At 73.2% G+C, this 25,577-nt stretch carries 20 protein-coding genes; 9 read left to right on the top strand and 11 right to left on the bottom strand.

Features of this window, described 5'->3' with window-relative positions:
- The first annotated feature begins 56 nt into the window (after positions 1–56).
- The 3 genes from ACZ52J_RS37845 to ACZ52J_RS37835 all read left to right on the top strand — a co-directional run bounded on the left by ACZ52J_RS37845 (position 57) and on the right by ACZ52J_RS37835 (position 6,390).
- A complete protein-coding gene (locus tag ACZ52J_RS37845) occupies positions 57–932 on the top strand; it encodes a hypothetical protein (RefSeq protein ID WP_360504912.1) in 876 nt (291 codons plus the stop codon).
- Between the two features lie 41 nt (positions 933–973).
- The gene (locus ACZ52J_RS37840) at positions 974–5,536 is read left to right on the top strand and encodes a hypothetical protein (protein WP_465625427.1); all 4,563 of its coding nucleotides are present in this window, start codon (positions 974–976) and stop codon (positions 5,534–5,536) included.
- 89 nt (positions 5,537–5,625) lie between these two features.
- The gene (locus tag ACZ52J_RS37835) at positions 5,626–6,390 is read left to right on the top strand and encodes a metallophosphoesterase (protein ID WP_465625425.1); all 765 of its coding nucleotides are present in this window, start codon (positions 5,626–5,628) and stop codon (positions 6,388–6,390) included.
- Here the strand turns inward: ACZ52J_RS37835 and ACZ52J_RS37830 are convergent.
- The 3 genes from ACZ52J_RS37830 to ACZ52J_RS37820 form a co-directional block, all read right to left on the bottom strand.
- Entirely contained in the window at positions 6,387–6,524 is a 138-nt protein-coding gene (locus ACZ52J_RS37830; RefSeq protein WP_465625423.1) for a hypothetical protein, read from the bottom strand. The two genes, ACZ52J_RS37835 and ACZ52J_RS37830, sit on opposite strands and share 4 nt — an antisense overlap.
- Positions 6,521–6,988: a hypothetical protein gene (locus ACZ52J_RS37825; RefSeq protein ID WP_465625421.1), complete on the bottom strand. Its 468-nt coding sequence runs from the start codon at positions 6,986–6,988 to the stop codon at positions 6,521–6,523. Before ACZ52J_RS37825 ends, ACZ52J_RS37830 begins: the two co-directional genes overlap by 4 nt.
- A gap of 186 nt (positions 6,989–7,174) precedes the next feature.
- Complete coding sequence (locus ACZ52J_RS37820) at positions 7,175–7,870, bottom strand: FadR/GntR family transcriptional regulator (protein ID WP_465625419.1); 696 nt, start codon at positions 7,868–7,870, stop codon at positions 7,175–7,177.
- A gap of 150 nt (positions 7,871–8,020) precedes the next feature.
- Between ACZ52J_RS37820 and ACZ52J_RS37815 the strand changes: the two genes are divergently transcribed.
- Both ACZ52J_RS37815 and ACZ52J_RS37810 read left to right on the top strand, forming a co-directional pair.
- Entirely contained in the window at positions 8,021–8,575 is a 555-nt protein-coding gene (locus tag ACZ52J_RS37815; protein WP_465625417.1) for a gluconokinase, read from the top strand.
- Positions 8,576–8,648: 73 nt separating this feature from the next.
- Entirely contained in the window at positions 8,649–10,043 is a 1,395-nt protein-coding gene (locus ACZ52J_RS37810) for a GntT/GntP/DsdX family permease (RefSeq protein ID WP_465625415.1), read from the top strand.
- A 393-nt stretch (positions 10,044–10,436) separates the two neighbouring features.
- Here the strand turns inward: ACZ52J_RS37810 and ACZ52J_RS37805 are convergent, their stop codons facing one another.
- Entirely contained in the window at positions 10,437–11,066 is a 630-nt protein-coding gene (locus tag ACZ52J_RS37805; protein ID WP_465625413.1) for a TetR/AcrR family transcriptional regulator, read from the bottom strand.
- Between the two features lie 123 nt (positions 11,067–11,189).
- Between ACZ52J_RS37805 and ACZ52J_RS37800 the strand changes: the two genes are divergently transcribed.
- Positions 11,190–12,410 (top strand): metal-dependent hydrolase family protein, encoded by a 1,221-nt coding sequence (locus ACZ52J_RS37800; RefSeq protein WP_360504894.1) that lies wholly within the window; start codon positions 11,190–11,192, stop codon positions 12,408–12,410.
- A gap of 134 nt (positions 12,411–12,544) precedes the next feature.
- Here ACZ52J_RS37800 and ACZ52J_RS37795 read toward each other — a convergent pair whose 3' ends face one another.
- From ACZ52J_RS37795 to mmuM, 5 genes are all read right to left on the bottom strand, one after another.
- Positions 12,545–14,140: a glycerol-3-phosphate dehydrogenase/oxidase gene (locus tag ACZ52J_RS37795; RefSeq protein ID WP_360504892.1), complete on the bottom strand. Its 1,596-nt coding sequence runs from the start codon at positions 14,138–14,140 to the stop codon at positions 12,545–12,547.
- A gap of 174 nt (positions 14,141–14,314) precedes the next feature.
- Positions 14,315–15,835 (bottom strand): glycerol kinase GlpK, encoded by a 1,521-nt coding sequence (glpK, locus tag ACZ52J_RS37790; RefSeq protein ID WP_360504890.1) that lies wholly within the window; start codon positions 15,833–15,835, stop codon positions 14,315–14,317.
- 110 nt (positions 15,836–15,945) lie between these two features.
- Positions 15,946–16,683, bottom strand: a complete 738-nt coding sequence (locus ACZ52J_RS37785; RefSeq protein ID WP_465625409.1) for an MIP/aquaporin family protein — start codon at positions 16,681–16,683, stop codon at positions 15,946–15,948.
- Positions 16,684–16,967: 284 nt separating this feature from the next.
- Positions 16,968–17,732, bottom strand: a complete 765-nt coding sequence (locus ACZ52J_RS37780) for an IclR family transcriptional regulator (RefSeq protein WP_360504886.1) — start codon at positions 17,730–17,732, stop codon at positions 16,968–16,970.
- A gap of 191 nt (positions 17,733–17,923) precedes the next feature.
- Positions 17,924–18,868 (bottom strand): homocysteine S-methyltransferase, encoded by a 945-nt coding sequence (gene mmuM, locus ACZ52J_RS37775; RefSeq protein ID WP_465625407.1) that lies wholly within the window; start codon positions 18,866–18,868, stop codon positions 17,924–17,926.
- 196 nt (positions 18,869–19,064) lie between these two features.
- On the opposite strand from mmuM, the gene ACZ52J_RS37770 reads away from it, so the two are divergent.
- From ACZ52J_RS37770 to ACZ52J_RS37760, 3 genes are all read left to right on the top strand, one after another.
- Positions 19,065–19,967, top strand: a complete 903-nt coding sequence (locus ACZ52J_RS37770) for an NUDIX hydrolase (protein WP_360504882.1) — start codon at positions 19,065–19,067, stop codon at positions 19,965–19,967.
- 90 nt (positions 19,968–20,057) lie between these two features.
- Positions 20,058–20,606: an NUDIX domain-containing protein gene (locus ACZ52J_RS37765; protein WP_465625404.1), complete on the top strand. Its 549-nt coding sequence runs from the start codon at positions 20,058–20,060 to the stop codon at positions 20,604–20,606.
- A 45-nt stretch (positions 20,607–20,651) separates the two neighbouring features.
- Complete coding sequence (locus tag ACZ52J_RS37760; protein ID WP_465625402.1) at positions 20,652–22,772, top strand: acetoacetate--CoA ligase; 2,121 nt, start codon at positions 20,652–20,654, stop codon at positions 22,770–22,772.
- A 90-nt stretch (positions 22,773–22,862) separates the two neighbouring features.
- Here ACZ52J_RS37760 and ptsP read toward each other — a convergent pair whose 3' ends face one another.
- Both ptsP and ACZ52J_RS37750 read right to left on the bottom strand, forming a co-directional pair.
- The gene (ptsP, locus tag ACZ52J_RS37755) at positions 22,863–24,533 is read right to left on the bottom strand and encodes a phosphoenolpyruvate--protein phosphotransferase (RefSeq protein ID WP_465625400.1); all 1,671 of its coding nucleotides are present in this window, start codon (positions 24,531–24,533) and stop codon (positions 22,863–22,865) included.
- Between the two features lie 102 nt (positions 24,534–24,635).
- Positions 24,636–25,085: a PTS sugar transporter subunit IIA gene (locus ACZ52J_RS37750; RefSeq protein ID WP_360504874.1), complete on the bottom strand. Its 450-nt coding sequence runs from the start codon at positions 25,083–25,085 to the stop codon at positions 24,636–24,638.
- Between the last annotated feature and the right edge of the window lie 492 nt (positions 25,086–25,577).

Below are 25,577 nucleotides of genomic sequence, written 5' to 3'. Positions count from 1 at the left end.
GCCGTGCCGCACCACCAGAACACCCGTAACCGCGCCACCCCCGAGGAGCACCGCCCGTGACGACCCACCACGACACGTCCTGGGCGACCGAGACCGAACCGGCCGCCCCCGCGCCGATCACCCCGGCCGACGTCGCCGACGCCGCCCGGCTGGTCTCCTTCGGCCTCCAGGCCAAGCTGCTGCCCGCCCGGGACGTCGAGTACGCCGAGCTCGTGCGCCGCCACCGCGAGGACCCGCCGTTCGCCCGGCTCGCCGACGCCATCGCCACCGGCATGGGCCTGGTCGTCCTGGAGGTCTCGCCACGCGCCGGCATGGCCGTGGCCGCCGCCGAGGACTCGCTGTTCGCCGTCCGGATGGGCGACTACTCGCGCCGCGCCGCCTCCGAGTCCACCGACCGCTTCCTGCACGGCCTGGCCCACCTGGCCGTCGCCGCGATGGCCTTCCCCCGCCCCGAGGACCTCGCCGACGACACCTACCTCGGCCGGATCACCGTCAACGGCGTCGACTCCTTCGTCCGCCAGGCCTGTCGCCGCCTGGAGGAGCAGGCCGACGCCGAGGGCGCCAACACCGACCCGCAGTCCGACGCCCCCGGCCTGGAGGCCGCCTGGCGGGTCTGGGCCCGGCGCACCGCCACCGGCGCCACCAAGGACGCCCGCCGGCTCTCCGGCTCCACCATCGGCATCGTCGCCAAGGCCGTGCTGTTCCTGGTCGACTCCGGCTTCCTGCAGAAGGTCTCCGACGACTCCGGCGGCACCTACCGCACCACCGCCCGCTACCAGCTCCAGGTCCGCGACCTGGCCGGCAGCGCGGCCATGGCCGAACTGATCGACCTGGGCGTCGTCCCGGTCTCCGACGGCACCGCCAGCCTGCTGCCGCCGGACACCTCCGACGAACTGGTCGCCGACGCCGGCCTGCCGTTCCACTCGCTCTGATCGCTCTGACAACCCCATAGACGCACGGAGAACCGCCGCACATGTACGAGCTCAACCGGGTCCGCCTCTACTCGATCGGACCGGCCGGCGCCCGCTACGCCGACACGGTGCTCGACCTGCGCGGCGTCGGCGAGCCCGTCGCCGACCCGGCCCCGCAGCAGATCGGTCTGTTCGGCGAGGAGACCGACGGCCCGGTCCGCCGCCCCGCCCCGGCCGGCGTGCTCTTCCTGGAGAACGGCGGCGGCAAGTCCGTCCTGCTCAAGCTGATCTTCTCGGTCATGCTCCCCGGCCACCGCAACACCCTCGGCGGCGCCAGCTCCGGCGTGCTGCGCAAGTTCCTGCTCGCCGACGACTGCGGCCACGTCGCCCTGGAGTGGCAGCACACCGTCACCGGCGAGCTGATCGTGGTCGGCAAGGTCAGCGAGTGGCGCGGCCGCCAGGTCTCCTCCGACCCGCGCAAGTTCGCCGAGACCTGGTACTCCTTCCGCCCGGGCCCCGGCCTCACCCTCGACTCCCTGCCGGTCGCCGAGCGGCTCAGCCTGGCCGGCGACCAGAAGGCCCGCGGCCGCCGCCGCACCATGAAGGGCTTCCGCGACGCCCTCACCGAGGCCGGCAAGGGACACCCCCACCTCGACCTGGTCTTCGAGGACGGCCACGACCGCTGGACCGAGCACCTCGGCGAACTCGGCCTCGACCCCGAACTCTTCCGCTACCAGCGCGAGATGAACGCCGACGAAGGCGAGGCGGCCGGCCTCTTCGCGGTCAAGCACGACAGCGACTTCACCGACCTCCTGCTGCGCGCCGTCACCGACACCCGGGACACCGACGGCCTCGCCGACCTCGTCCACGGCTTCGCCGCCAAACTCGGCCGCCGTGCCGAACTCACCGCCGAACGCGACTTCACCGCCGGCTCCCTGGACCTGCTCGAGCGCATCGCCGAATCCACCACCGCCCGCGAGACCGTCCGCGAGGCCCACCGCACCGCCGAGCGCCGCACCCGCCGCCTCGCCCACGCCCTCGCCTCCCGGGCCACCGCCGAACGCGACCGTGCCCAGGACCTCGCCATCGAGGTCGCCGCCGCCGCGAGCGCCGTCACCGCCGCCGAGTCCGACCGCACCCGGCACACCCTCATCACCGACGAACTCACCTACCGGCACGCCACCCTGAGCCTCGCCGCGGCCACCGCCGAAGCCGCCGCACTGCGCCGCGAGCTGATCGACGCCCGCACCCTGCACGCCGCCTGGCAGGCCGCCGAGGTGGTGCTGCGCCAGCGCGCCGCCGCCGACCGGGTCACCCGGGTCGCCGCCGCCATCCGCGAGGCCGAGCTGGACGCCGCCCCCGCGCTCGCCGCCCGCGCCCGCGCCGCGACCGCCCTCGCCCGCGCCCTGGAGACCGCCGCCGCGGCCGCCGAGACCCGCGCCGACACCGAGGAACAGCGCGCCGGCGAACTCCAGGCGGACGGCGCCAAGGCACAGTCCGACGCCACCGAGGCCGCCACCGCCGCCCAGAAGGCCCGCAGCGAGGCCGAGCACCTGCGCCAGCGCCTCACCGAGGTCGAGCAGGAGACCGAAGCCGCCGTCGAGGCCGGCTTCATCGACGCCGACGGCGACGTGGACCCGGCCCGCGCCGCCCTGCACGCCGCCGACGTCGAGAAGGCCGCCGCCGCCGCCCTCGCCCAGGCCCGTACGGCCGCCGAGGCCTGCGCTGCCCGGCTGCGCGAGGCCGCCGCCGCCACCTCGCGCGCCGAACTCGCAGCCGAACGCGCCGGCGACGCCCGCAAGGCCGCCGCCCAGGCCCTGGCCGGCGAACAGCGCACCGCGGCCCTGCTCGCCACCGAGCAGCGCCTCGCCGACCTGCTCTCCCTCACCCCGTACCAAGAGGGCGGCGAGGAGGACGCCGGCTTCCTCACCCCCGCCGTCCTCGACCGCAACGCCGAGTACCTGCGCGAACTCCTCGACGAGGGCATCGCCACCGCCGAACGCACCCTGTTCGACCTGCGGACGGCCGCCGCCGACGACTCCCGCATCCTCGCCGCCCTCGGCGACGGCGGCCTGCTGCCGCCCGGCCCGGACGTCCTCGCCACCGTCGAGTACCTCGCCGAGCACGGCATCCCGGCCCTGCCCGGCTGGCGCTACCTCGCCCAGTCGGTCGACCCGGCCGACCACGACGCGATCCTCGCCGCCCGCCCCGAACTGGTCGACGGCGTCGTCGTCACCGACCCCTCCTCGCTGGAGCGCGCCCGCGAGGCCCTCCAGTCCGCCGCCCTGCTCCCGCGCTCCACCGTGGCCGTCGGCGCCGCCGCCTCGCTGATCGCCCCGATCACCGACGAGCCCGCCTTCTTCCTCGTGCCGCCGAACCCGGCCATGCACGACGAGTCCGCCGCCGACGGCGAGCGCCGCGACCTGCGCGCCCGGGCGAGCGCCCGCGAGGAACACATCCGCGAACTCGCCGCCCGCCTCGGCGCCGACCGCGCCCTAGCCGCCCGCCTCGCCTCCTGGCACGCCAGCTGCCCGCCCGGCACCCTCGCCGAGCTCGCCGCCGCCGCCGAGACCGCCCGCGAACACGCCGAGCAGGCCGCCGCCGCCCTGGCCACCCTGCGCGCCGACCACGACGAGGCCGAGACCGACCACGCCACCGCCGTCTCCGCCCACGAGGAACACCGCGAGACCGCCCAGCGCGCCCGCCGCCGCGCCGACGCCCTCTCCGGCCTCGCCTTCCGCCTGCGCGAGCGCGCCAACTGGGCCCGCCGCCAGCGCGAACTCGCCGAGGACGCCGCCGAGTGCGACCGCCGCCAGACGCTGTGCGCCGAACGCGCCCGCACCTGCGACGAGGACCGCCGCGCCGCCCAGCGCGCCGCCGACGACGCCCGCCGTACGACCCGCGCACTGCGCGCCGAACGCGCCGAGATCCCCGCCGCCGAGCAGACCGACGAGCCCGCCGCCACCGCCCCCGCCGCGCTGCCCGCCCTGCGCGAGGCCTACCGCGCCGCCTCCCAGCTCTACGAGAAGGTCGGCGTCGGCGCCGACCTGCGCGCCGAACAGGCCCGCGCCGAAGGCGACGAGGCCGCCGCCGCGACCGAACTCGACCGCCTCACCAACAAGGTGCGCACCCGCGCCGAAGAACTCCTCGGCAGCCCCGACGGAGCCGACGGCCCGGCCCGCCAGGCCGCCGCCGCCCGCGCCGAGGAACTGGTCGCCACCATCGAGGCCCGCTCCGCCGCCGCCAGCGAACACCTCGGCCGCCTGCGCGGCGACGCCGAGCGCTCCGCCCCCACCGACGGCGAAGCGCACACCGAGCTGCCCGAGGACCTCGTCCCCACCGACCCGGAGCACGCCCAGGCCCTGCTGCGCACCGCCACCAGCCGCCTCGCCGAACGCCGCGAGGCCCTCGACGCCGCCCGCACCGCCCACGCCGACCTGCAGCGCACCTTCGACACCGCCCAGTCCGCAGCCGCCGACTTCGACGAACTGGCCGGCCAACTGCGCGACGGCCTGCGCGACCACCAGGAGGACCCGGACGACCCGATCGAGCCGTACCTCGGCTCCCTCGCCGAGGCCCGCACCGGTGCCACCGAGGCCCGCCGGGCCCTGCGCACCGCCGCCGGCGAACTGTCCAGCGCCGAACTCGCCGTCCGCGACACCGCCGACGCCCTCGTCCGGCACGCCAACGCCGCCCGCTACGAGGCCGTCCGCACCCCAGCCCGCCAGCAGATCCGCGAACTGCCCGCCTCCGCGCTGCCCGAGCACGCCGCCGCCTGGGCCGCCGCCTTCGCACCCCGACTGCGCGTGCTCACCGACGAACTCGCCCAGCTGGAGAAGAACCGCGGCTCGATCGTGGACCGCCTGCGCGGCCTGGTCGAGTCCTCGCTCACCACCCTGCGCGCCGCCCAGCGACTCTCCCGGCTGCCCGAAGGCCTGGGGGAGTGGTCCGGCCAGGAGTTCCTCCGGATCCGCTTCGAGGACCCGGACCACGCCACCCTGGTCGAACGCCTCGGCGAGGTCATCGACGAAGCCACCCGCGCCGCCGTCAAGAAGAACAGCGACCTGCGTCGCGACGGCATGTCCCTGCTGCTGCGCGGCGTCGCCGCCGCGATCGGCCCCAAGGGCGTCAGCGTCGAGATCCTCAAGCCCGACGCGGTGCTGCGCGCCGAGCGGGTCGGCGTCGGCCAGATGTCCGACGTCTTCTCCGGCGGCCAGCTGCTCACCGCCGCCATCGCGCTCTACTGCACGATGGCCGCGCTGCGCGCCAACGACCGCGGCCAGTCCCAACTGCGGCACGCCGGCACGCTGTTCCTCGACAACCCGATCGGCCGCGCCAACGCCACCTACCTGCTGGAGCTCCAGCGCGCCGTCGCCGACGCGCTCGGCGTCCAGCTCATCTACACCACCGGCCTGTTCGACACCACCGCGCTCGCCGAGTTCCCGCTGGTGATCCGCCTGCGCAACGACGCCGACCTGCGGGCCGGCCTCAAGTACATCTCGGTCGAGGAGCACCTGCGCCCCGGCCTGCCCGCCGCCCCGGACCCGGACGGCCCGACCATCCACGGCGAGATCACGGCCACCCGGATGTTCAAGCGCCCCGCGGAGGTTCCCGCCCAGCCGTGAGCGGACGTCCCTGCGCGGCCGTGAACGCGGGTCCCACGCGGCTGTGAAGGGAGTTCCCACGCAGCCGTGAACTGACTAGCGTGATCGGCATGCTGACGATCGCGCACCTCAGTGACATCCACCTCGGCCAGGTCCACCGCCGGGACGGCGGCAAGCGCGCCCGGCGGCGGACCGAGCAGGTGATGGCGTACCTCGACGCCCTGCCCGGCCCGCTGGACGGGGTGCTGGTCACCGGCGACCTCGCCGACCACGGCCTGGCCGAGGAGTACCGGCAGGTGGCCAAGGCGCTCACCTCCCGGCACCCGGTGCTCACTTGCCCCGGCAACCACGACTCCCGGGTGCCGTACCGGGAGGTGCTGCTCGGCGAGCCGGCCGGGGAGGGGCCGATCAACCGTCTGCACCAGCTGCCCGGCGCCGACGTGCTGATGCTCGACTCGTCCATACCCGGAAAGGACGACGGCCTGCTCGACGAGGAGACGCTGGACTGGCTGGACACCCGGCTCGCCGCCGGGCGCACCGAGCTGCCCGCCCTGGTGGCCTTCCACCACCCGCCGGTCGAGCTGCACCTGCCGATGGTCGACGGGATCCGCCAGTTCGGCGAGGCGGACCTCGCCGCGGTGCTGCGCCGCCACCCCCGGGTGGCCGCCCTGCTCTGCGGTCACTCCCACACCCCCGCCGCGACCACCTTCGCGGGCCTGCCGCTGCTGGTCGCGCCCGGCGTGGTCTCCACCGTCACCCTGCCCTGCGAGGGCGGGCGCGGCATCTCCTTCGACCACCCGCCGATGCTCGCCTTCCACGTCCTGGACGGGGACGCCCGGATCACCACCCACTACCGGGTCGTCCCGGTCGACTAGCCCGCCCGCCGGCCTTCCTTCAACCGGCGCAGGACCGCCATGAGTTCGGCGGGCGGGGCGATGGCGAAGGAACGCTCCGCCCCGTCGAACGCGGTCGGCTCGGTGATCGCGCTGACGCTCGGCCCCGGTGTCACGGCGGCGTGGTCGACACCCGCGGCTGGTGCGGCGGGTGCTGCGGCCACGGGTAGAGCGGCTGATCCGGCTGCTGATCCGGCTCTTGGTACACCGACTGGTACGACTGTTGGTACGGCTGTTGGTACGCCTGTTGGTGCACTGACGAGCCGGGCCGGGGGAACGGCCGGGCCGCCAGCGGTTCGGAGGGCGCCCGGCCGCCCGCCATCGGGTGGGTGGAGACCGGCGCCCGCATCCGCTGCGCGGCGACCTGGCGGGAGATCAGGATCTCCAGCAGGCACCACATGGTGCCGAACACCCCGAGCCCCATGGCCATCAGTGCGGGCGTCAGCATCGAACTGCCCGCGTACGAGGACAGCGTCGCGACGACCACACCCACCAGGGTGAAGGCCAGGGAGAGCACGGCCCGGACTGCGGCGGCGCGCACTTCGTCGGGAAGGCGGCGACGGCGGCGTGGCACGGACATCGGGCGACCCCCAGGCGCGGATTCGGCGCCGGACACGGAACAACTGGTTACGGAACAACTGGTTACGGAACGGGCGCACACGAAACGCGACCCCAGGCTCACTCTGCCCCGCCGAACCAGGACTATGCGTCCGAATCCACCGAACAGCCACCAAACCGTGTCATCCGGGCAGAGGTCACCGGGAGGTCAGCCCAACTGCTGGTTGAGCTCCTCCAGGGCGCCCGTGACGATCGTCCGCATCGCCTGCTCGGCCTCGTCGGCGTGCCCCGAGCAGATCGCGTCGGCGACCTCGCGGTGCAACCGGATCGCGTACGGCTCTGGCTGATGGGGCATCAGATGGTACTCGGTCCGCCCGGTGAGCACCGCCCCCACGGTGTCCCCGAGGTGGGCGAACATCTCGTTGCCGGAGGCGCGCAGCACCAGGGCGTGGAAGGCGATGTCGTGGCCGAGGAAGGTGGTCAGGTCGGCCTCGCGCGCGGAGACCGTCAACTCGACGGCCAGTGAGCTCAGTTCGCGTCGGTCGTCATCGGTGGCGTGGACCGCGGCGAGCGCCGCCGCGGCCGGCTCGACGGCCATCCGCAGCGAGCCGAGGGAGCGCAGCTGGGCGGGCCGGTCGGCCCCGGCGAGGCGCCAGCGGATCACCATCGGGTCGAAGACGTCCCAGAGCGATTTCGGCAGCACGGTGATCCCGACCCGTCGCCGGGATGCCACCATGCGCATCCCCTCGAGGATCCGCACCGCCTCCCGGACCACCGTCCGGGACACCCCGAACCGTTCTTCCAGGTCCTCCCCGCGCAGGACCGCGCCCTCGGGGATCTCCCCGGACGCGATCGTCGGCCCGAGCTCGTCAAGCAGCCGCCCGGGCAGCCCCTGGATCTCCATCCGCCCAGGGTAGACGTCCGGCCCGTGAGCGTTCGCATCGCCCTGCGATCCAGCCCACACCTCAAAAGTATGACGATTTGGTTTCCACTACTTGAATACGTCATATCTTTGAGGCGATAGTGGCGGCCAGGCAACGAAGGAGCACCACCCATGGCTCTCAGCGTCGAGAACCACGACCTCCCGCAGGCCCCCCTCACCATCGTGGTGATGGGCGTCTCGGGAGTCGGCAAGACCACTCTGGCCCGCCTGCTGGCGGACCGCCTCGACCTCCCCTTCGCCGAGGCGGACGACTTCCATCCGGCGGCCAACATCGCCAAGATGTCGGCCGGCGTCCCGCTGGACGACGAGGACCGCGCCCCCTGGCTGCGCGCCATCGGCGCGTGGCTCAAGGAGCGGACCGAGGACGGCACCGGCGGTGTGGTCACCTGCTCGGCGCTGAAGCACCGCTACCGCGACGCCCTGCGCGCGGCCTGCCCGGGTGCCTTCTTCCTGCACCTCAGCGGTGGCCACGAGCTGGTCGAGGACCGGCTCAGCCACCGCACCGGCCACTTCATGCCGTCGTCGCTGCTCGACTCGCAGTACGCCGCCCTGGAACCCCTGGAGGCGGACGAGCACGGCGCCGTCCTGGACGTGGGCCCGTCCCCCGAAGAACTCGTCGAGATGGCCGCGGCACTGCTGCGGCCCGTCAATGGAGACCTCACGTGAGCGAGCGAAGCGAGCGAGCCGTCAGAAGGCGCGTAAGGGCGAATGCCCCGACCGGGCGAAGCGAGGCGGGCGCATGAGCTTGTCCGCCACTCTCCTCTCTGCCGCCCCACCGGCCCTGCCGCACACCGGCAGCGACTCCCAGCTGCTGATCGCGGTGCTGCTCAGCATCGGTGCGATCGTCGTACTCATCACCAAGCTGAAGCTGCACCCGTTCCTCGCCCTCACGCTCGGCTCCGGCCTGCTGGCCGCCGTCGCGGGCGCTCCCTTCGACAAGCTGCTCAGCAGCTTCTCGACGGGTTTCGGCTCCACCGTGGCCAGTGTCGGCCTGCTGATCGGCCTCGGCGCGATGCTCGGCAAGCTGCTCGCCGACTCCGGCGGCGCGAACATCATCGCGGACACCGTGCTCTCCCGTACGGGCAACAGGGCGCTGCCCTGGGCGATGGCGCTGATCGCCGCCGTGCTCGGCCTGCCGCTGTTCTTCGAGGTCGGCGTCGTCCTGCTGATCCCGATCGTGCTCCTGGTCGCCCGCCGGGGCAACGTTCCACTGATGCGGGTCGGCATCCCGGCCCTGGCCGGCCTGTCGGTGCTGCACGGTCTGGTGCCCCCGCACCCGGGCCCGCTGGTCGCCGTCGACGCGCTGAAGGCCGACCTCGGCATCACCCTGGCGCTCGGCCTGCTGATCGCCGTCCCGACCCTGATCATCGCCGGTCCGCTGTTCGCGCGGGTCGCCGAGCGCTGGGTCGGTCCGCTGGAGCTTCCGGCGGCCACCGCCCCCGCGGAGTCGGCCGAGCGCGACCGCACCCCGTCCTTCGGCGCGGTGCTGGCGACGATCCTGCTGCCGGTCGTGCTGATGCTCGGCAAGGCGCTGGCCGATGTGGTGATCGACGACCCGAAGGCGATCGGCCAGCGGGTGTTCGACTTCGTCGGCTCCCCGCTGATCGCCCTGCTCGCCGCGACCCTGCTCGGCATGCTGACCCTCGGCAGGGCGGCGGGCTTCGACAAGGCCCGGATCTCCGACACCGTCGGCAAGTCGCTCGGCCCGATCGCGGGCATCGTTTTCATCGTCGGCGCGGGCGGCGGTTTCAAGCAGACCCTGATCGACGTGGGCGTCGGCAACGCGGTGAGCGAGTGGTCCGGCAAGTGGCACATCTCGGCGCTGCTGCTGGGCTGGCTGATCGCCGTGCTGATCCGGCTGGCCACCGGCTCGGCGACGGTCGCCACGATCACGGCGGCGGGCATCGTCTCCCCGCTCGCCGCGAACATGTCCTCGACCCACGCGGCCCTGCTGGTGCTCGCGATCGGCGCCGGCTCGCTGTTCTTCTCGCACGTCAACGACGCCGGGTTCTGGCTGGTGAAGGAGTACTTCGGGATGAGCGTCGGGCAGACGCTGAAGTCCTGGTCGGTGATGGAGACGGTGATCTCGGTCGTCGCGATCGCCCTGATCCTGCCGCTGAGCCTGATCATTTAGAAGTTCGGTGAAAAGCCTTCAGGTCCCGGCCCCGGCGCGTGAGCGGTGGGGCCGGACTCGTCAGCTGCCGAGTACCCGATCCCGGACCGGGACGGCGCCCGGACGGCGCTGAGCCGGTCGACACCACGTGGGGTCGCGCTGCGGCACCAGCCAGCCGCAACGGGCCGACCGCAACGGGCCGTTCGTGGCGGCAGGGCCTGAACGGTGCGCCCTTCTCGGACAGCGGGATGCCGAGGAGAGCGATTCTCGCCGCACGGCCCCGGTCACGTCGATTCAGATCGACAGAACGTCAGGAACGTGCCAGCAGGTGCACGGTCGGCACCGTCCGTCGCAGGAAGGGCCCAGGCGGGCTACCGGCCCATCGAGGATCCACGTGGGACGCGAGCCCTCGGTTCAGCCTGATTGCCCCAGCAGCCCCGACAGCACCGCCGCCGTCGCCTCCAGCAGCTGCTCCGCGAGCGCGCCGCCCGCCGCCGTACGGGCCAGCAACCCCTCCCGCGCGGAGAGGATCACCGTCGCGGCCTGCCCGGCGCTCGCGCCCTCGGGTACCAGTTCCGGCAGTGCCCGCTCCAGGACGTCGGCCAGCGCCCGCGCGACCGTCCGGTCGTGCGCGGCGACCTGCTCGGCCAGCGCCTGCGTCCGGGCGGCGACCAGCCGGAACTCCAGGAACAGCAGGATCCACCCGGTCTCCGCGGGCTCGACCCGCAGCAGCGCCTCGACCAGCAGCCGGGCCCGATCCCGCGGCGCGAGCGCCTCGCAGGCGGCGGCGAGCTGCTCCAGCTCGGCCATCCGCTGCGCCGCCTGGTCGTCGAAGAGCGCCAGCAGCAGGTCCTCCTTGCTGCCGAAGTTCGAGTAGAAGGCGCCGCGGGTGTAGCCGGCGGCGGCACAGACGTCCTCGATGCTCGTCCGCGCGAAGCCGACGGTGAGGAACAGTTCGCCCGCCGCGGCCAGTAGCCGGGCCCGGGTGTGGACACGACGGCGAGGCGGTCGGGCAGCGGCGGCATCGGCCGGGGGTGGGTTCACAGGGGAACGATACATGGTGTATTCAGTACGAGTCGTATTCAATACGGGCCGTACTGAACTGCCGGTGCGAGCCGTACCGAACCGCCGGTGCCAGCCGCACCGAACCCGAGGGGGACCACCACCATGAGCCGACTGCTGATCACCAACGCCCACCTGCTCCACCCCGAGCACGGCACCCGCACCGACCGCGGCTGGCTGGAGACCGCCGACGGCCGGATCGCCGCCACCGGCACCGGCCGCCCGCCCGCCGCGAGCGACGGCGTCCGGGTGGTCGACGCCGCCGGCGGCACCGTCCTGCCCGGCCTGATCGACGCCCACGTCCACCTGCTGGTCACCACGCTCGACCTGCACGACGTCGCCGACTGGACCCCCGGTTACGCGACCGTCCGCGCCCTCGCCGAGGCCGGACGCATGCTGCGCCGCGGCTTCACCACCGTCCGCGACGTCGGCGGCGCCGACCACGGCATGGCCCGCGCCCTGGCCGAGGGCCTGGTGCCCGGCCCCCGACTGCTGCACGGCGGCAAGGCGCTGTCCCAGACCGGCGGCCACGGCGACCTGCGCCCGCTCGGCGACGACGCCCTGCCCTGCTGCGAGTCCCGGCCGAACTTCGGCCGGATCGCCGACGGCGTGGACGCGGTACGGGCCGCCGCACGGGACGAGTTCCGCAAGGGCGCGCGCCACCTCAAGGTGCTGCTCTCCGGTGGCGTCGCCTCCCCGCACGACGAGATCGCCGCCGTCCAGTACAGCGAGGAGGAGATCCGCGCGGCGGTCGAGGAGGCGGAGAACCACAACCGCTACGTCACCGTGCACGCCTACCACCCGCGGGCGATCGACCGCGCCCTGCGGGCCGGGGTGCGCTGCGTCGAACACGGCAACCTGCTGGACGACGGCACGATCGCCCTGCTGCTGGAGAAGGACGCCTTCCTGGTCCCGACCCTGGTCGCCTACGAGCAGACCGCCAAGCTCGGCGCCGCCTCCGGCCTGCCGCCCGCCTCCGTCGGCAAGCTCGCCGAGGTCCGCGACCGGGGCCTCGACGCCCTGGAGCGGGCCCACCGGGCGGGCGTCAACCTCGTCTACGGCAGCGACCTGCTCGGCCCGCTGCACCCGGCCCAGCTGGAGGAGTTCACCCTGCGCGCCCAGGTCCAGCCGGTCGCGGACGTGCTCCGCTCGGCGACCACCACGGCGGCCCGACTGCTCGGCATGGCGGGGGAGATCGGCACCCTCGCCCCGGGCGCCCACGCCGACCTGCTCGTCGTCGACGGCGACCCGCTGGCCGACCTCACCGTCCTCACCCGCCCGGAGCGGCACCTCAAGCACGTGGTCAAGGCCGGCGCGGTCGTGTGAACACCCTGATCTGACAAAGCGAAGGACGGGCGCCCGGGAAACCCCGAACGCCCGCCCGCCGTACAGCTGTTGTTACTTGCCGACCCGCTTCGCGAGGCTGTGCTTACTTGGTCCCACGCTTCGCGAGGCTGTGCTTACTTGGTCCCACGCTTCGCGAGGAAGGCCTCGACCTCGGCCTGGATCTCCGGCGTGTCCAGCCCGCGCACCGTCATCGTGGTGCGGCGGCGCAGCACGTCGTCCGCCGTGTACGCCCACTCGTTGTCCGCCGCGTACGCGACCTGCGCCCAGACGTCGGGCCCGTCCTCGTGGATCGGCCGGCCGAGCTCCGGGTTCTCGTCGATCATGCGGGCGATCTCGAAGGAGAGCGTGCCGTAGTGGCTGGCCAGGTGCTTGGCGACCAGCGGCTCCATCCGCGAGCCCGGCTCACGGTCGATCAGCAGGCGGTGCGCCACCGCGTTCGGCGCGCCGACGCCCGGCAGCGGGACGGTCGGGGCGATCGGGGACATGTCCTCGCCGAGGCTGGTGCCGGGCACGTGGGCCAGCTTCTCCAGCACGGCGCGGCCGATGTGCCGGTAGGTGGTCCACTTGCCGCCGGAGACCGACAGCATGCCGCCGCGGCCCTCGGTGACGACGGTCTCGCGCTTGGCGGCGGCGGTGTCGCCGGGGCCGCCGGGCAGCACGCGCAGGCCTGCGAAGGAGTAGGTGACCAGGTCGCGGTCGAGGTGCTCGTCGCGGATCGCGTGCGCGGCCTCGCCCATGATCTGGTCGATGTCCGCGTCGGTGGCCCGGACGTCCTTGGGGTCGCCGGTGTACTCCTCGTCGGTGGTGCCGAGGAGGACGTGGTCCTCCCACGGGATGGCGAAGGAGACGCGGTACTTGTCGATCGGGATGGTCAGCGCGGCGCGCCACGGCGAGCGGCGCTTGACCACGACGTGGGCGCCCTTGGAGAGGCGGATCGACGGCGCGGCGCCGGCGTCCTCCATCGTGCGCAGGTGGTCGACCCACGGGCCGGTGGCGTTGAGCACCAGGCGGGCGTTGATGCCGAACTCGCTGCCGTCCAGGCGGTCGCGGAGCTCGGCACCGGTGACCCGGCGGCCGGTGAAGCGCAGCCCGGTGACCTCGGCGTGGTTGAGCACCACGGCGCCGGCGTCGACCGCGGCGCGCACGGTCATCACGGCGACGCGCGAGTCGTTCATCTGGTGGTCGCCGTAGACGGCCACCGAGCGCAGGCCCTCGGTGCGCAGCGCGGGCACCTGCTGGGCGGCGTGCGCGGCGGTGGAGACCCGGCCCATGCCGTCGCGGAAGGCGGACAGCGCAGAGTAGAGGAAGACGCCGGCGCCGAGCTTGGCGGCGCCGTGCGGGCCGCCCTTGTAGACCGGCACGAAGAAGGTCAGCGGGTTGACCAGGTGCGGGGCGACGTCGGTGGAGAGCGCGCGGCGCTCCTTGTGGTTCTCCGCGACCAGCTTGACCGCGCCGGTCTGCAGGTAGCGCAGACCGCCGTGGACGAGCTTGGAGGAGGCGCTGGAGGTGGCACCGGCGAAGTCGCCGGCATCGACCATGGCGACCTTCAGGCCGGCCTGGGACGCGGTCCAGGCGACGGCCGTGCCGAGGATGCCGCCCCCGATCACCAGCAGGTCGTAGGTGGCCTTGCCGAGCAGTTCGCGGGTCTCGGCGCGGGAGGCGGTGCGGCCGGCGGTGCGCTCGGCGCCCAGGGTCGGGATGGTTGCCATGGTGGTTGTGTACGGCGCGCGGGTCGGGCGGCGCCGTTACTCCTCTCGTGTGCGGTGCGGCCTCTGCGGGAGAGGCCGGTCGGCCCGGTGCGGCGGGCCGGTGAAACACGGTGACGCCCGTTGCCGGAACAGCGGGCGGCCGGCCGGGGCACGGGGCCCCGACCGGCTGGTCGGTCAGTTGTTCTCTTCCTCCTCCACCCAGCCCATGGTGCGCTCCACGGCCTTGAGCCACTTCTTGTACTCACGCTCCCGGGTGGCCTCGTCCATGCGCGGGGTCCACTCGGCGGCGCGGTGCCAGTTGGCCCGCAGGGTGTCGAGGTCGTTCCAGAAGCCGACGGCGAGACCGGCCGCGTAGGCGGCGCCGAGGGCGGTGGTCTCGGCCACGTACGGGCGCTCGACCGGGGCGTCCAGGACGTCGGCGATGTTCTGCATGAGCAGGTTGTTGCTGGTCATGCCGCCGTCGACCTTGAGGGCGGTGAGCTCGACCCCGGAGTCCTTCTGCATGGCGTCGACGACCTCGCGGGTCTGCCAGGCGGTGGCCTCCAGGACGGCCCGGGCCAGGTGGCCCTTGGTGACGTACCGGGTCAGGCCGGCGATCACACCGCGGGCGTCGGAGCGCCAGTACGGGGCGAACAGGCCGGAGAAGGCCGGGACGAAGTAGGCGCCGCCGTTGTCCTCGACCGTGTTGGCGAGGGTCTCGATCTCGGCGGCGGTGGAGATGATGCCGAGCTGGTCGCGCAGCCACTGGACGAGCGAGCCGGTGACGGCGATCGAGCCTTCCAGGGCGTACACCGGGGCCTGGTCGCCGATCCGGTAGCCGACGGTGGTCAGCAGGCCGTGGTACGAGTTGACGATCTTCTCGCCGGTGTTGAGCAGCAGGAAGGTGCCGGTGCCGTAGGTGGACTTGGCCTCGCCCTCGTTGAAGCAGGTCTGGCCGAACAGCGCGGCCTGCTGGTCGCCGAGCGCGGAGGCGACCGGGACGCCGGCCAGGTCGCCGACGGCCTCGCCGTACACCTCGGCGGAGGAGCGGATCTCCGGGAGGACGGCCATCGGCACGCCCATCGACTCGGCGATGCTCTCGTCCCAGGCGAGCGTCTTCAGGTTCATCAGCATGGTGCGGCTGGCGTTGGTCACGTCGGTGACGTGCTTGCCGCCGTCGACACCGCCGGTGAGGTTCCAGATCACCCAGGTGTCCATGGTGCCGAACAGGATGTCGCCGGCCTCGGCGCGCTCGCGCAGGCCCTCGACGTTGTCCAGCAGCCAGCGGATCTTCGGGCCGGCGAAGTAGCTGGCCAGCGGGAGGCCGGTCTCGCGGCGGAAGCGGTCCTGGCCGACGTTGCGGCCCAGCTCGCGGCAGAGCCCCTCGGTGCGGGTGTCCTGCCACACCAGCGCGTTGTGCACCGGCTCACCGGTGTTCTTGTCCCACAGGACGGTGGTCTCGCGCTGGTTGGTGATGCCGATGGCGCGGATGTCGTCCTTGGTCAGTCCGGCCTTCTCCAGGGCACCGCGGACGACCGACTGCACCCGGGTCCAGATCTCGCTGGCGTCGTGCTCGACGTAGCCGGGCTGGGGGAAGATCTGCCGGTGCTCCTGCTGGTCGACGGAGACGATCCGGCCGTCGGCGCCGAAGATGATGCAGCGGCTGGAGGTGGTGCCCTGGTCGATCGCAGCGATGTAGTTACCGGTGGAGGTCATGGGAGGGTCCTCGGCTCGGGTTCGGGGGTACGGGGTGGGTGGGCCTGACGCGCTTCTCGGTCAGTCCCCGTGTTCGGCGGGGTCGACACCGCTCTTGTGAAGAGGGGTCTTTAGAAGAGGGCGTTGTACAGGCCGCCGGCCGCGAGGCCGCCGATGATCGGTCCGACGACCGGGACCCAGGCGTACGACCAGTCCGAGCCGCCCTTCTTGGGGATCGGCAGCAGGGCGTGGGCGATGCGCGGGCCGAGGTCACGGGCCGGGTTGATCGCGTAGCCGGTCGGGCCGCCCAGCGAGAGGCCGATGCCGACGACGGTGAAGGCGACCATCAGGGTGCCGGTGCCGGACTGGGAGAGGCCGGAGTTAGTGCCGATGGTGAGGATCGCGAAGCAGAGCACGAAGGTGCCGATGACCTCGGTGAGCACGTTCTGGATCGGGTTCCGGATCTCGGGCCCGGTCGAGAAGATGCCGAGGGTGGGCTCCTCGTTGGCGTTGAACTGTCCGAGGTAGGTCGCCCAGACCAGCACGGCGCCGATGATCGCGCCGAGCAGCTGCGAGCAGAGGTAGAGCGGCACCTGGCTCCATTCGCCGCTCTTCACCGCGAGCGCGATGGTGACGGCCGGATTGAGGTGCGCGCCGGACTTCGGAGCCGACATGTAGGCGGCGATGAGGACCGCGAATCCCCAGCCGAAGGTGATCGCCAGCCAGCCGGCGTTGACGGCCTTCGACTTCTTGAGGGTCACGGCGGCGCAAACGCCACCGCCGAGGAGTATCAGGGCGGCGGTGCCGAGGGTTTCGCCGACGAATACGTCGCCGTTGGAGAACGCGGACACAAAGACTCCCTTGTCCATATGGCCCGGAGGTGTGGGTGGGGGTGGGCGGCCGGTCGATCGCTGTGTGGGTGAGCGCACTGGGGGAGTGATCTCCCCGGCCATCGTTCGACAATGTCGACCGTCATGCGGAAGCTTCCTCCCCAGGTCGCCCCCACGTCAAGGCGGGGTTGCGCAGCTGTGACCCTTGCCTCGGCCCGCTCCCCGAAGTTACCGAGCGGAGCGCCCCGAAACAGGACAAAACGCCAAGGCGCGGACAGGCCTACCGCCCGTCCGCGCCTCAGCGTGACGATGTGAACGCTTTTTCAGAACCGCCCGGCACCCAGATCGCGCGAGATCGCGCGCGCCGCGCTGCGTACCGAGGCCACCAGCGAGGGCCTCACGAAGCCGTCCTCGCAGACCCGCTCCACCGGCCCGCTGATGCACACCGCGCCCACCGGGTTGCGCCGCCGGTCCTGGATCAGCGCGCCGATCGAGGCCACGCCCTCCCAGGTCTCCTCGACCGCGTCGGCCCAGCCGCGCTCGCGGATCAGCGCGCACTCGGCGTCCACGTCGGCGGCCTCGGTGAGCGTGCGCATGGTGTACGACTCGTACGGACCGTCGCCCAACTCCCCACGTGCGACCGGGTCGTAGGCCAGCAGCATCTTGCCGAGCGCGGTGCTGTGCAGCGGCTGCATCGAGCCGACCTCCAGCACCTGGCGGGTGTCGTCCGGCCGGAACACGTGGTGCACGATCAGCACGCCCTGCTGGTGCAGCACCCCCAGGTAGACCGTTTCCCCGGCCGCCCGGGCCAGGTCGTCCGCCCACACCAGGGCCCGCGCCCGCAGCTCGTGCACGTCCAGATAGCTCTGCCCCAGCCGCAGCAGCTCCGCGCCCAGCTGGTACTTGCCGCTCTCCGGGTCCTGCTCGACGAACCCCTCCTGCTGCAGCGTGCGCAGGATGCCGTGCGCGGTGCCCTTGGCGAGGCCCAGCGCCGTCGAGACCTCGGACAGGCCGAGGCGGCGCTCGCCGCCGGCCAGCAGGCGCATGATCGCGGCGGCCCGGGAAAGCGACTGGATCGGGCCGGGCATGGATACCTCCGCGCTGACAGGCGGTCGACAATGTCGACCGCAGTGGTGACGGGACGAGTCTGCCAGGCCGTACTGGCTCCGTGCACCTTCCCCCTCGGTAACCGGTCCCCGGCCGGGTGCCAGGGGCCGGAATCTCGGGCCCCTGCGGTGCTCCGGCTCCCGCGATTCTCCGGCCTCACTCCGGCCGGGTCTCAGCCTTCCAGGTCGTTCGACGGACCCCGGCGCACCGCCACCTCCGCCGCGAGCGCCGCGATCCCGTCCGGCCCGACCCGGCAGCAGCCGCCCACCAGCCGGGCCCCGTCCGCGAGCCAGCCGCCCACCCGGGCCGAGCGGAAGGTCGCCTCCCCGTGCCAGCCACGGCGCCCGGCGTCCCACTCCTCCCCACTGTTCGGGTAGACCACCACCGGCTTCCCGGTCACCTCGGCGGCCAGCGCCACCGCCCGGTCCGCGTCCTGTGGCGTACAGCAGTTGACGCCCACCGCCAGCACCTCGTCCACCTCCGCCGCGAGCGCGAACGCCTCCGCGAGCGGCTGCCCGGCCCGGGTCCGGTCCCCCTCGACGCTGTACGACAGCCAGGCCGGCACCCCCAGCCCGCGCACCAGCTCCAGCAGCGCCCGGGCCTCGTCCGCGTCCGGCACCGTCTCCAACGCCAGCACGTCCGGCCGGGCCGCCGCCAGCACCTCCAGCCGCGGCCGGTGGAAGGCCACCAGCTCCGCGACGCCCAGCCCGTACCGGCCCCGGTACTCCGAACCGTCCGCCAGCACCGCCCCGTACGGGCCCACCGACGCCGCCACCCAGCGCCGCCGCCTGCCGGGCTCGGCCCGCGCCGCCTCCCGGGCCAGCTCCACGCTGCTCGCCAGCAGCCGCGCGGCCTGCGCCCGGCCGACGCCGCGACGGGCGAAGCCCTCGAAGCTCGCCTGGTAGCTCGCCGTGATGGCGACGTCCGCGCCGGCCTCGAAGTACGCCCGGTGCGCCGCCACCACCGCCCCCGGGTCGTCCGCCAGCAGCCGCGCCGACCACAGCTCGTCCGACAGGTCGTGCCCCGCCGCCGCCAACTGGTTCGACATCCCACCGTCCAGCACCAGCGGACCGGCGGCCAGCGCCGTGGCGAAGTCCGGCGGGGGAGCAGTGGGCATGTCGGCCTCCTCTGACGCGGTCGTTGCTGGTCACAGCCTAGAAGGCCGGCGCCCCGGCCGACCGGGAAAAGCATTTGCCGCCGGGGAACCCGGATCGCTACGTTGTGCTCAGCCCGAGAACGACAGCACCTGAACAGCAGCACCTGACAACACTGAAGACAAGAGCGAGCACCGCGAGCACGGAGAGGAACCGGCGATGGCGGCGGACGACCGGCCCGGCACCGGGCCCGAGGCCGAGCAGGAGTGGCTCGCCGCGTACGACCCGCGCGCCTACGCCCCGATCGCCGTCACGGTCGACGTGGTGGCCCTGACCCTGCGCCACGGCAGCCTGCACGTCCTGCTCGTCGAGCGCGGCGCCCCGCCCTACCAGGGCTGCTGGGCGCTGCCCGGCGGCTTCCTTCGGGCCGGCGAGGAGAGCCTGGACGAGGCCGCCGCCCGCGAACTCGCCGAGGAGACGGGCCTGCAGGGTGCCGCCGACGCCGAGGCCAAGCTCTGCCGCTTCCACCTCGAGCAGCTCGGCACCTACGGCGCCCCCGACCGGGATCCGCGGATGCACGTCGTCTCCGTCGCCTACCTCGCCTTCGCACCGGACCTCCCCGACCCCCAGGCCGGGACGGACGCCGCGGCCGCCGCCTGGCACCCCGTCCGCGACCTGGACCTCCGGCCCAGCGGCCGGTCCCGAGCCGCCGGTGCGCCCGCCGACACCCACGGGGGTGGCGTCGACGGGCGCACCGGCCCCACTGCGCTCACGCTGGCCTTCGACCACGCCCGGATCCTCGCCGACGGGCTCGACCGGGTGCGTGCCAAGCTCGAGTACAGCCCGCTGGCCACCGCCTTCCTGCCCCACGACTTCACCATCCCGGACCTGCGCGCCGTCTACGAGGCGGTCTGGGACGAGAAGCTCCACCCCGGCAACTTCCACCGCAAGGTCCTCTCCGTCCCCGGCTTCGTCGAGAGCACCGGCACCACCACCGAGCGCGGCGGCGCCCGCGGCGGCCCCCGCGCCCGCACCTACCACGCCGGCGGCGCAGGCCTGCTGCACCCCGCCCTGCTCCGTCCCACCCGCGAGGACCCGCCCGGCGACGCCGGGCCGCACTGATCACCCGCTCGCCTGATCACCTGCTGGCCCGCCGGTCTGATCACCGAAGACCCGGGGACCCGGTCACGCCACCGGGGCTACCATCCGGCCATGACGACTGACGAAGCGACCCAGGCCGTCCACCGGCCGTTCTCCCACTGCCACTTCTGCGGTACGCCCTACCCGGCCGGCACCCGGGCCTGGCCCCGCACCTGCCCGGGCTGCACCGAGATCAGCTACCGCAACCCGCTGCCCGTCGCGGTCACCGTCCTCCCCGTCACCCGGCCCGACGCCGACCCCGCCCTGGTCGTCATCCGCCGCACCATCGAACCCGGCTACGGCGAACTCGCCTTCCCCGGCGGCTACATGGACTACGGCGAGAGCTGGCAGCAGGCCTGCGTCCGCGAACTGCAGGAGGAGACCGGCATCGCGGCCGACCCCACCGAGGTCACCCTGATCCACACCGCCTCCGACCCCTACGGCCGCTTCGTGATGCTCTGCGGCCTGCTCCCCGCCCGCCCGCTCGCCGAGCTCCCGCCCTCGCGCCCCACCGACGAGACCGACGGCTGGCTGCTCGCCACCGCCGACACCGCGCTCGTCTGGGACTTCCACAACGGGGTCCTGAGCCGCTGGTTCAGCGGCGAGTTCGCCCCCCGCTGACCTCCCCGCCGCTCGGCGGCCGACCCTGGCGCGACGGCCGCGCACATGGCATGGTCTGCACCGACAGCCCAACCGGACGGGTCTGCCACAAGCTCTCCCGTCCCCACCACCGGCCGGGAGACCACCACCGTGAGCACCCCACCCCAGGACCAGCCGCTCTGGCGCCCCAACCCCGCTCGCGCCGCCGCCACCAGCCTGGTGGCCTTCCAGGCCTGGGCCGCCGAACACCACGGCGCCCCGGCCGCCGCGCTCGCCCCGGCCGCCGACGACCAGCAGGCCGCCCAGCGCTACGCCGACCTGCACACCTGGTCCACCGAGGACCTCGACCGGTTCTGGACCGCGGTCACCCAGTGGTTCGACGTCCGCTTCACCCAGGCCCCCGAGGCCGTCCTCGCCGACCCGGCCATGCCGGGCGCCCGCTGGTTCCCCGGCGCCCGCCTCAACTACGCCGAGCACGCCCTGCGCGCGGCCGAGCCCGGCCCCGACGGTGAGAAGAGCGCCAACGCCGACCGCCCCGCGATCCTCCACCTCGACGAGACCACCGAGCAGCCCGTCGCCCTCACCTGGTCCGAACTCCGCCGCCAGGTCGGCTCCCTCGCCGCCGCCCTGCGCGCCCAGGGCATCGGCCCCGGCGACCGCGTCAGCGCCTACCTGCCCAACATCCCGCAGGCCGCCGTCGCCCTCCTCGCCACCGCCGCCGTCGGCGCGATCTGGACCAGCTGCGCCCCCGACTTCGGCGCCCGCAGCGTCCTCGACCGCCTCCAGCAGATCGAACCCGCCGTCCTCTTCGCCATCGACGGCTACCACTACGGCGGCAAGGACCACGACCGCACCGAGGTCGTCGCCGAGCTGCGCCGCGAGCTCCCCAGCCTGCGCACTGTCGTCCACATCCCGCTGCTCGGCGCCCCCGCCCCCGAGGGTGCCCTGACCTGGGACGACCTGGTCTCCGACGACGTCGAGCCGGTCTTCGAGCCGGTCCCCTTCGACCACCCGCTCTGGGTCCTCTACTCCTCCGGCACCACCGGCCTGCCCAAGGCCATCATCCAGAGCCAGGGCGGCATCCTGCTCGAACACCTCAAGCAGGCCGGCCTCCACCTCGACCTCGGCCCCCAGGACCGCTTCCTCTGGTACACCTCCACCGGCTGGATGATGTGGAACTTCCTGCTGGCCGGCCTCCTCGTCGGGTCCACGATCGTCACCTACGACGGCAGCCCCGGCCACCCCGACACCGGCGCCCTCTGGTCCGTCGCCGCCCGCACCGGCGCCACCGTCCTCGGAACCTCCGCCGCCTACGTGATCGCCAGCCGCAAGGCCGAGCTCCACCCCGGCCGCGACCTCGACGTCTCCGCCGTGCGCTGCATCGGCACCACCGGCTCCCCGCTGCCCCCCGACGGCTTCCGCTGGATCTACGACGAGGTCAAGGAGGACGTCTGGCTCGCCTCCGTCAGCGGCGGCACCGACGTCTGCTCCTGCTTCGTCGGCGGCGTCCCCACCCTCCCGGTGTACCTCGGCGAGATCCAGGCCCCCTGCCTCGGCGCCGCCGTCGAGTCCTGGGACGTCCAGGGCAAGCCGCTCACCGACGCGGTCGGCGAACTCGTCGTCACCAAGCCCATCCCGTCCATGCCCACCGGCTTCTGGAACGACCCCGAGGGCACCCGGTACCACGACAGCTACTTCGACATGTACCCCGGCATCTGGCGCCACGGCGACTGGATCACCGTCACCTCCCGGGGCACCGTCGTCATCCACGGCCGCTCCGACTCCACCCTCAACCGTCAGGGCGTCCGGATGGGCTCCTCGGACATCTACGAGGTGGTCGAGCGCCTCCCCGAGATCGCCGAGTCCCTGGTCATCGGCCTGGAGGAACCCGACGGCGGCTACTGGATGCCGCTGTTCGTCGTCCTCGCCCCCGGCGCCGAACTGAACGACGACCTCATCGGCCGCATCCGCACCTCGCTGCGCACCGAACTCTCCCCGCGCCACGTCCCCGACGAGGTCATCGCCGTCCGCGGCCTCCCGCACACCCTCACCGGCAAGCGGATCGAGGTCCCGGTCAAGCGCATCCTCTCCGGCACCCCGCTGGAGCAGGCCGTCAACCCCGGCTCCGTCGACAACATCGAGCACCTGCGCTTCTTCGAGCGGCTCCGCATCGACCGCCGGGCCTGACCTCCCCGACGCACACGAAAGGGGCGCCCCCACCGCGATGGTGAGGGCGCCCCTTCTCGTGTTCTCGCCTTCAGCGCTGTTACTCGGCCCTTACTCGCCGGACAGCACCTGCTGCGCCGCGACCCGCGCCTCCTCGGCGCTGTCCGCGGCCCGGGCCGCCTCGGCCGCCCGGCGACACTGCGCCAGCGTGTACTTGGCCAGCGCGGTCCGCACGTACGGGATCGACGCGGAGCCCATCGAGAGGCTGGTGACGCCCAGACCGGTCAGCACCACGGCCAGCAGCGGGTCGGAGGCCGCCTCGCCGCAGACGCCGCAGCTCTTGCCGCTCGCCCGCGCGGCGTCGGCCGCCGCGGCGATCAGGTCCAGCAGCGCCGGCTGCCACGGGTCCTGCAGCCGCGCCAGCGCACCGACCTGGCGATCGGCCGCGAAGGTGTACTGCGCCAGGTCGTTGGTCCCCAGCGACAGGAACTCGACCTCCTGAAGGATCGACCTGGCCCGCAGCGCGGCCGAGGGGATCTCCACCATCGCACCGAACTTGGCGTCCAGCCCGGCCTCGCGGCACGCGGTCGCGAAGTCCTTGGCGTCCTGGCGGTCGGCCACCATCGGCGCCATCACCTCCAGGTGCACCGGCAGACCCGCGGCCGCCGTGGCCAGCGCCCGCAGCTGGGTGCGCAGCACCTCGGGGTGCTCCAGCAGGGTACGGAGACCGCGTACGCCGAGCGCCGGGTTCGGCTCGTCGGCCGGAGTCAGGAAGTCCAGCGGCTTGTCCGCGCCCGCGTCGAGCACCCGGACCACGACCCGGCCCTCGGGGAAGGCCTCCAGCACCTTGCGGTACGCCTCGACCTGCTTCTCCTCGCCGGGAGCCTTCGCCGAGTCGTCCAGGAACAGGAACTCGGTACGGAACAGGCCGACGCCCTCGGCGCCGTTCTCCAGCGCGGCCGGCACGTCCGCCGGGCCACCCACGTTGGCGAGCAGCGGGACGCGGTGCCCGTCCGAGGTCTGCCCCGGACCGGAGGAAGCGGCCAGCGCGGCCTTGCGCTCGGCGGCGATCGCCCGCAGCTCGTCCTGCCTCTCCTGCGACGGCTCCAGCAGCACATCGCCCGAGCTGCCGTCCACCGCGACGACGGTGCCCTCGGCGACATCGGTCGCACCGGGCAGCGCCACGACGGCCGGCACGCCCATCGCCCGCGCCAGGATGGCGCTGTGGCTGGTCGGCCCGCCCTCCTCGGTCACGAAGCCGAGCACCAGCGTCGGGTCCAGCAGCGCGGTGTCGGCCGGCGCCAGGTCCCGCGCGAACAGCACGTACGGCTCGTCGCTGTCCGGCACACCCGGCATCGGCACCCCGAGCAGCCGGGCCACGATCCGGTTCCGCACGTCGTCCAGGTCGGCGACCCGCCCGGCCAGGTACTCCCCGGCGGAGGCGAGCAGCGCGCGGTAGGCGGCGAAGGCGTCGTACACACCGCGCTCGGCACTGCTGCCGACGGCGATCCGGCGGGACACGTCGGCCATCAGCTCGGGGTCCTGCGCCATCAGCGCCTGGGCCTCGAGGACGGCCTGCGCCTCGCCGCCCGCCAGGTTGCCGCGCGCGATCAGGTCGGCGGCGACCGCCTCCACGGCGGCCTGGGCGCGTGCCTGCTCCCGCGGGGCGTCCTCGGTCGGGATCTGGGTGGCCGGGGGCTCCAGAACCGCCGTCCCCATGTGCCGCACCTGGCCGATCGCGACCCCGTGGCTGACACCCACGCCGCGCAGTGTCTTCTCCATCTACCTGTCTCCGCTGAGAGGAGCGGCCCCGCCGGGAACCGCTGAGTGCCGGGCCGCCCCGTCACTTCCTGCGGGGCGGGTGTGTATCGGTGGCCGAGAGGGTCAGCTCCAGCTGAACAGCGGCTCGCCGGAGACGGCCTCGCCGTCCTCCCGCAGGTCGCCGAGCGAGTCCGGGGTGGCCTCCAGCGCGACGATCGGCGAGATCGGCGACTTGCCGGCGGCCTCGACGGCGGACGGGTCCCACTTGATGACGGCCTGGCCGCGGGTCACCGTGTCGCCCTTGGTGACGAGCAGCTCGAAGCCCTCGCCGTTGAGCTGGACGGTGTCGATCCCGAGGTGGGTCAGCACACCGTGGCCCTCGGCGTCCACGACGACGAAGGCGTGCGGGTGCATGGAGACGACGACGCCGTCCACCGGAGAGAGCGCCTCGGTGGGCCGACGAACCGGGTCGATCGCGGTACCGGGGCCGACCATCGCGCCCGAGAACACCGGGTCCGGCACGCCGGCGAGCCCGACGACCTTGCCGGTCAGCGGCGACGTCACAGTGGTCATGGTGGTGCCTCCCAAGGGCGCAGTACAGCGAGCGGCCGCGAGGAGCGGCACGACGATCAGCTGAAGCCTAAATCATGTCAACTTCGGACATCTGTCAACATTCCCGGGCGAAAACCCCGCCCCCGCCCGCCTGTCGGCGGGCGTCTCGCCAGCCCGCGAGTGGTCTAGTCCTCTCGGCCGATGTGCCGAACTCTACAGGCATCTTGGCGAATCGGGACCACTGCTGTATATGCTCGCGAGAGCAACAAATCATGCCGCCGACCGGGTGACACCAAGCGCGCCTCGATTCGCACTCCGGTCACCGACCCGCTATGGTTGGTCGAGTCGCCACAACTTGGCGGTTAACACCAGATTTCAGATGCGAAAAGCCCCGGTAAACGGAGCGGAAAACATCTGGTAAGCTGGGAACACGAAAGAACGAAGCCCGGAGGGTCCGCTGGAAGGCGGTCCGAAGGAAGCGTCCGTTCCTTGAGAACTCAACAGCGTGCCAAA

It is taken from the genome of Kitasatospora sp. NPDC034035, assembly GCF_055575755.1.
Note: the sequence above shows the minus strand (reverse complement) of the source record. Positions and strands in the feature narration are given on the sequence as shown.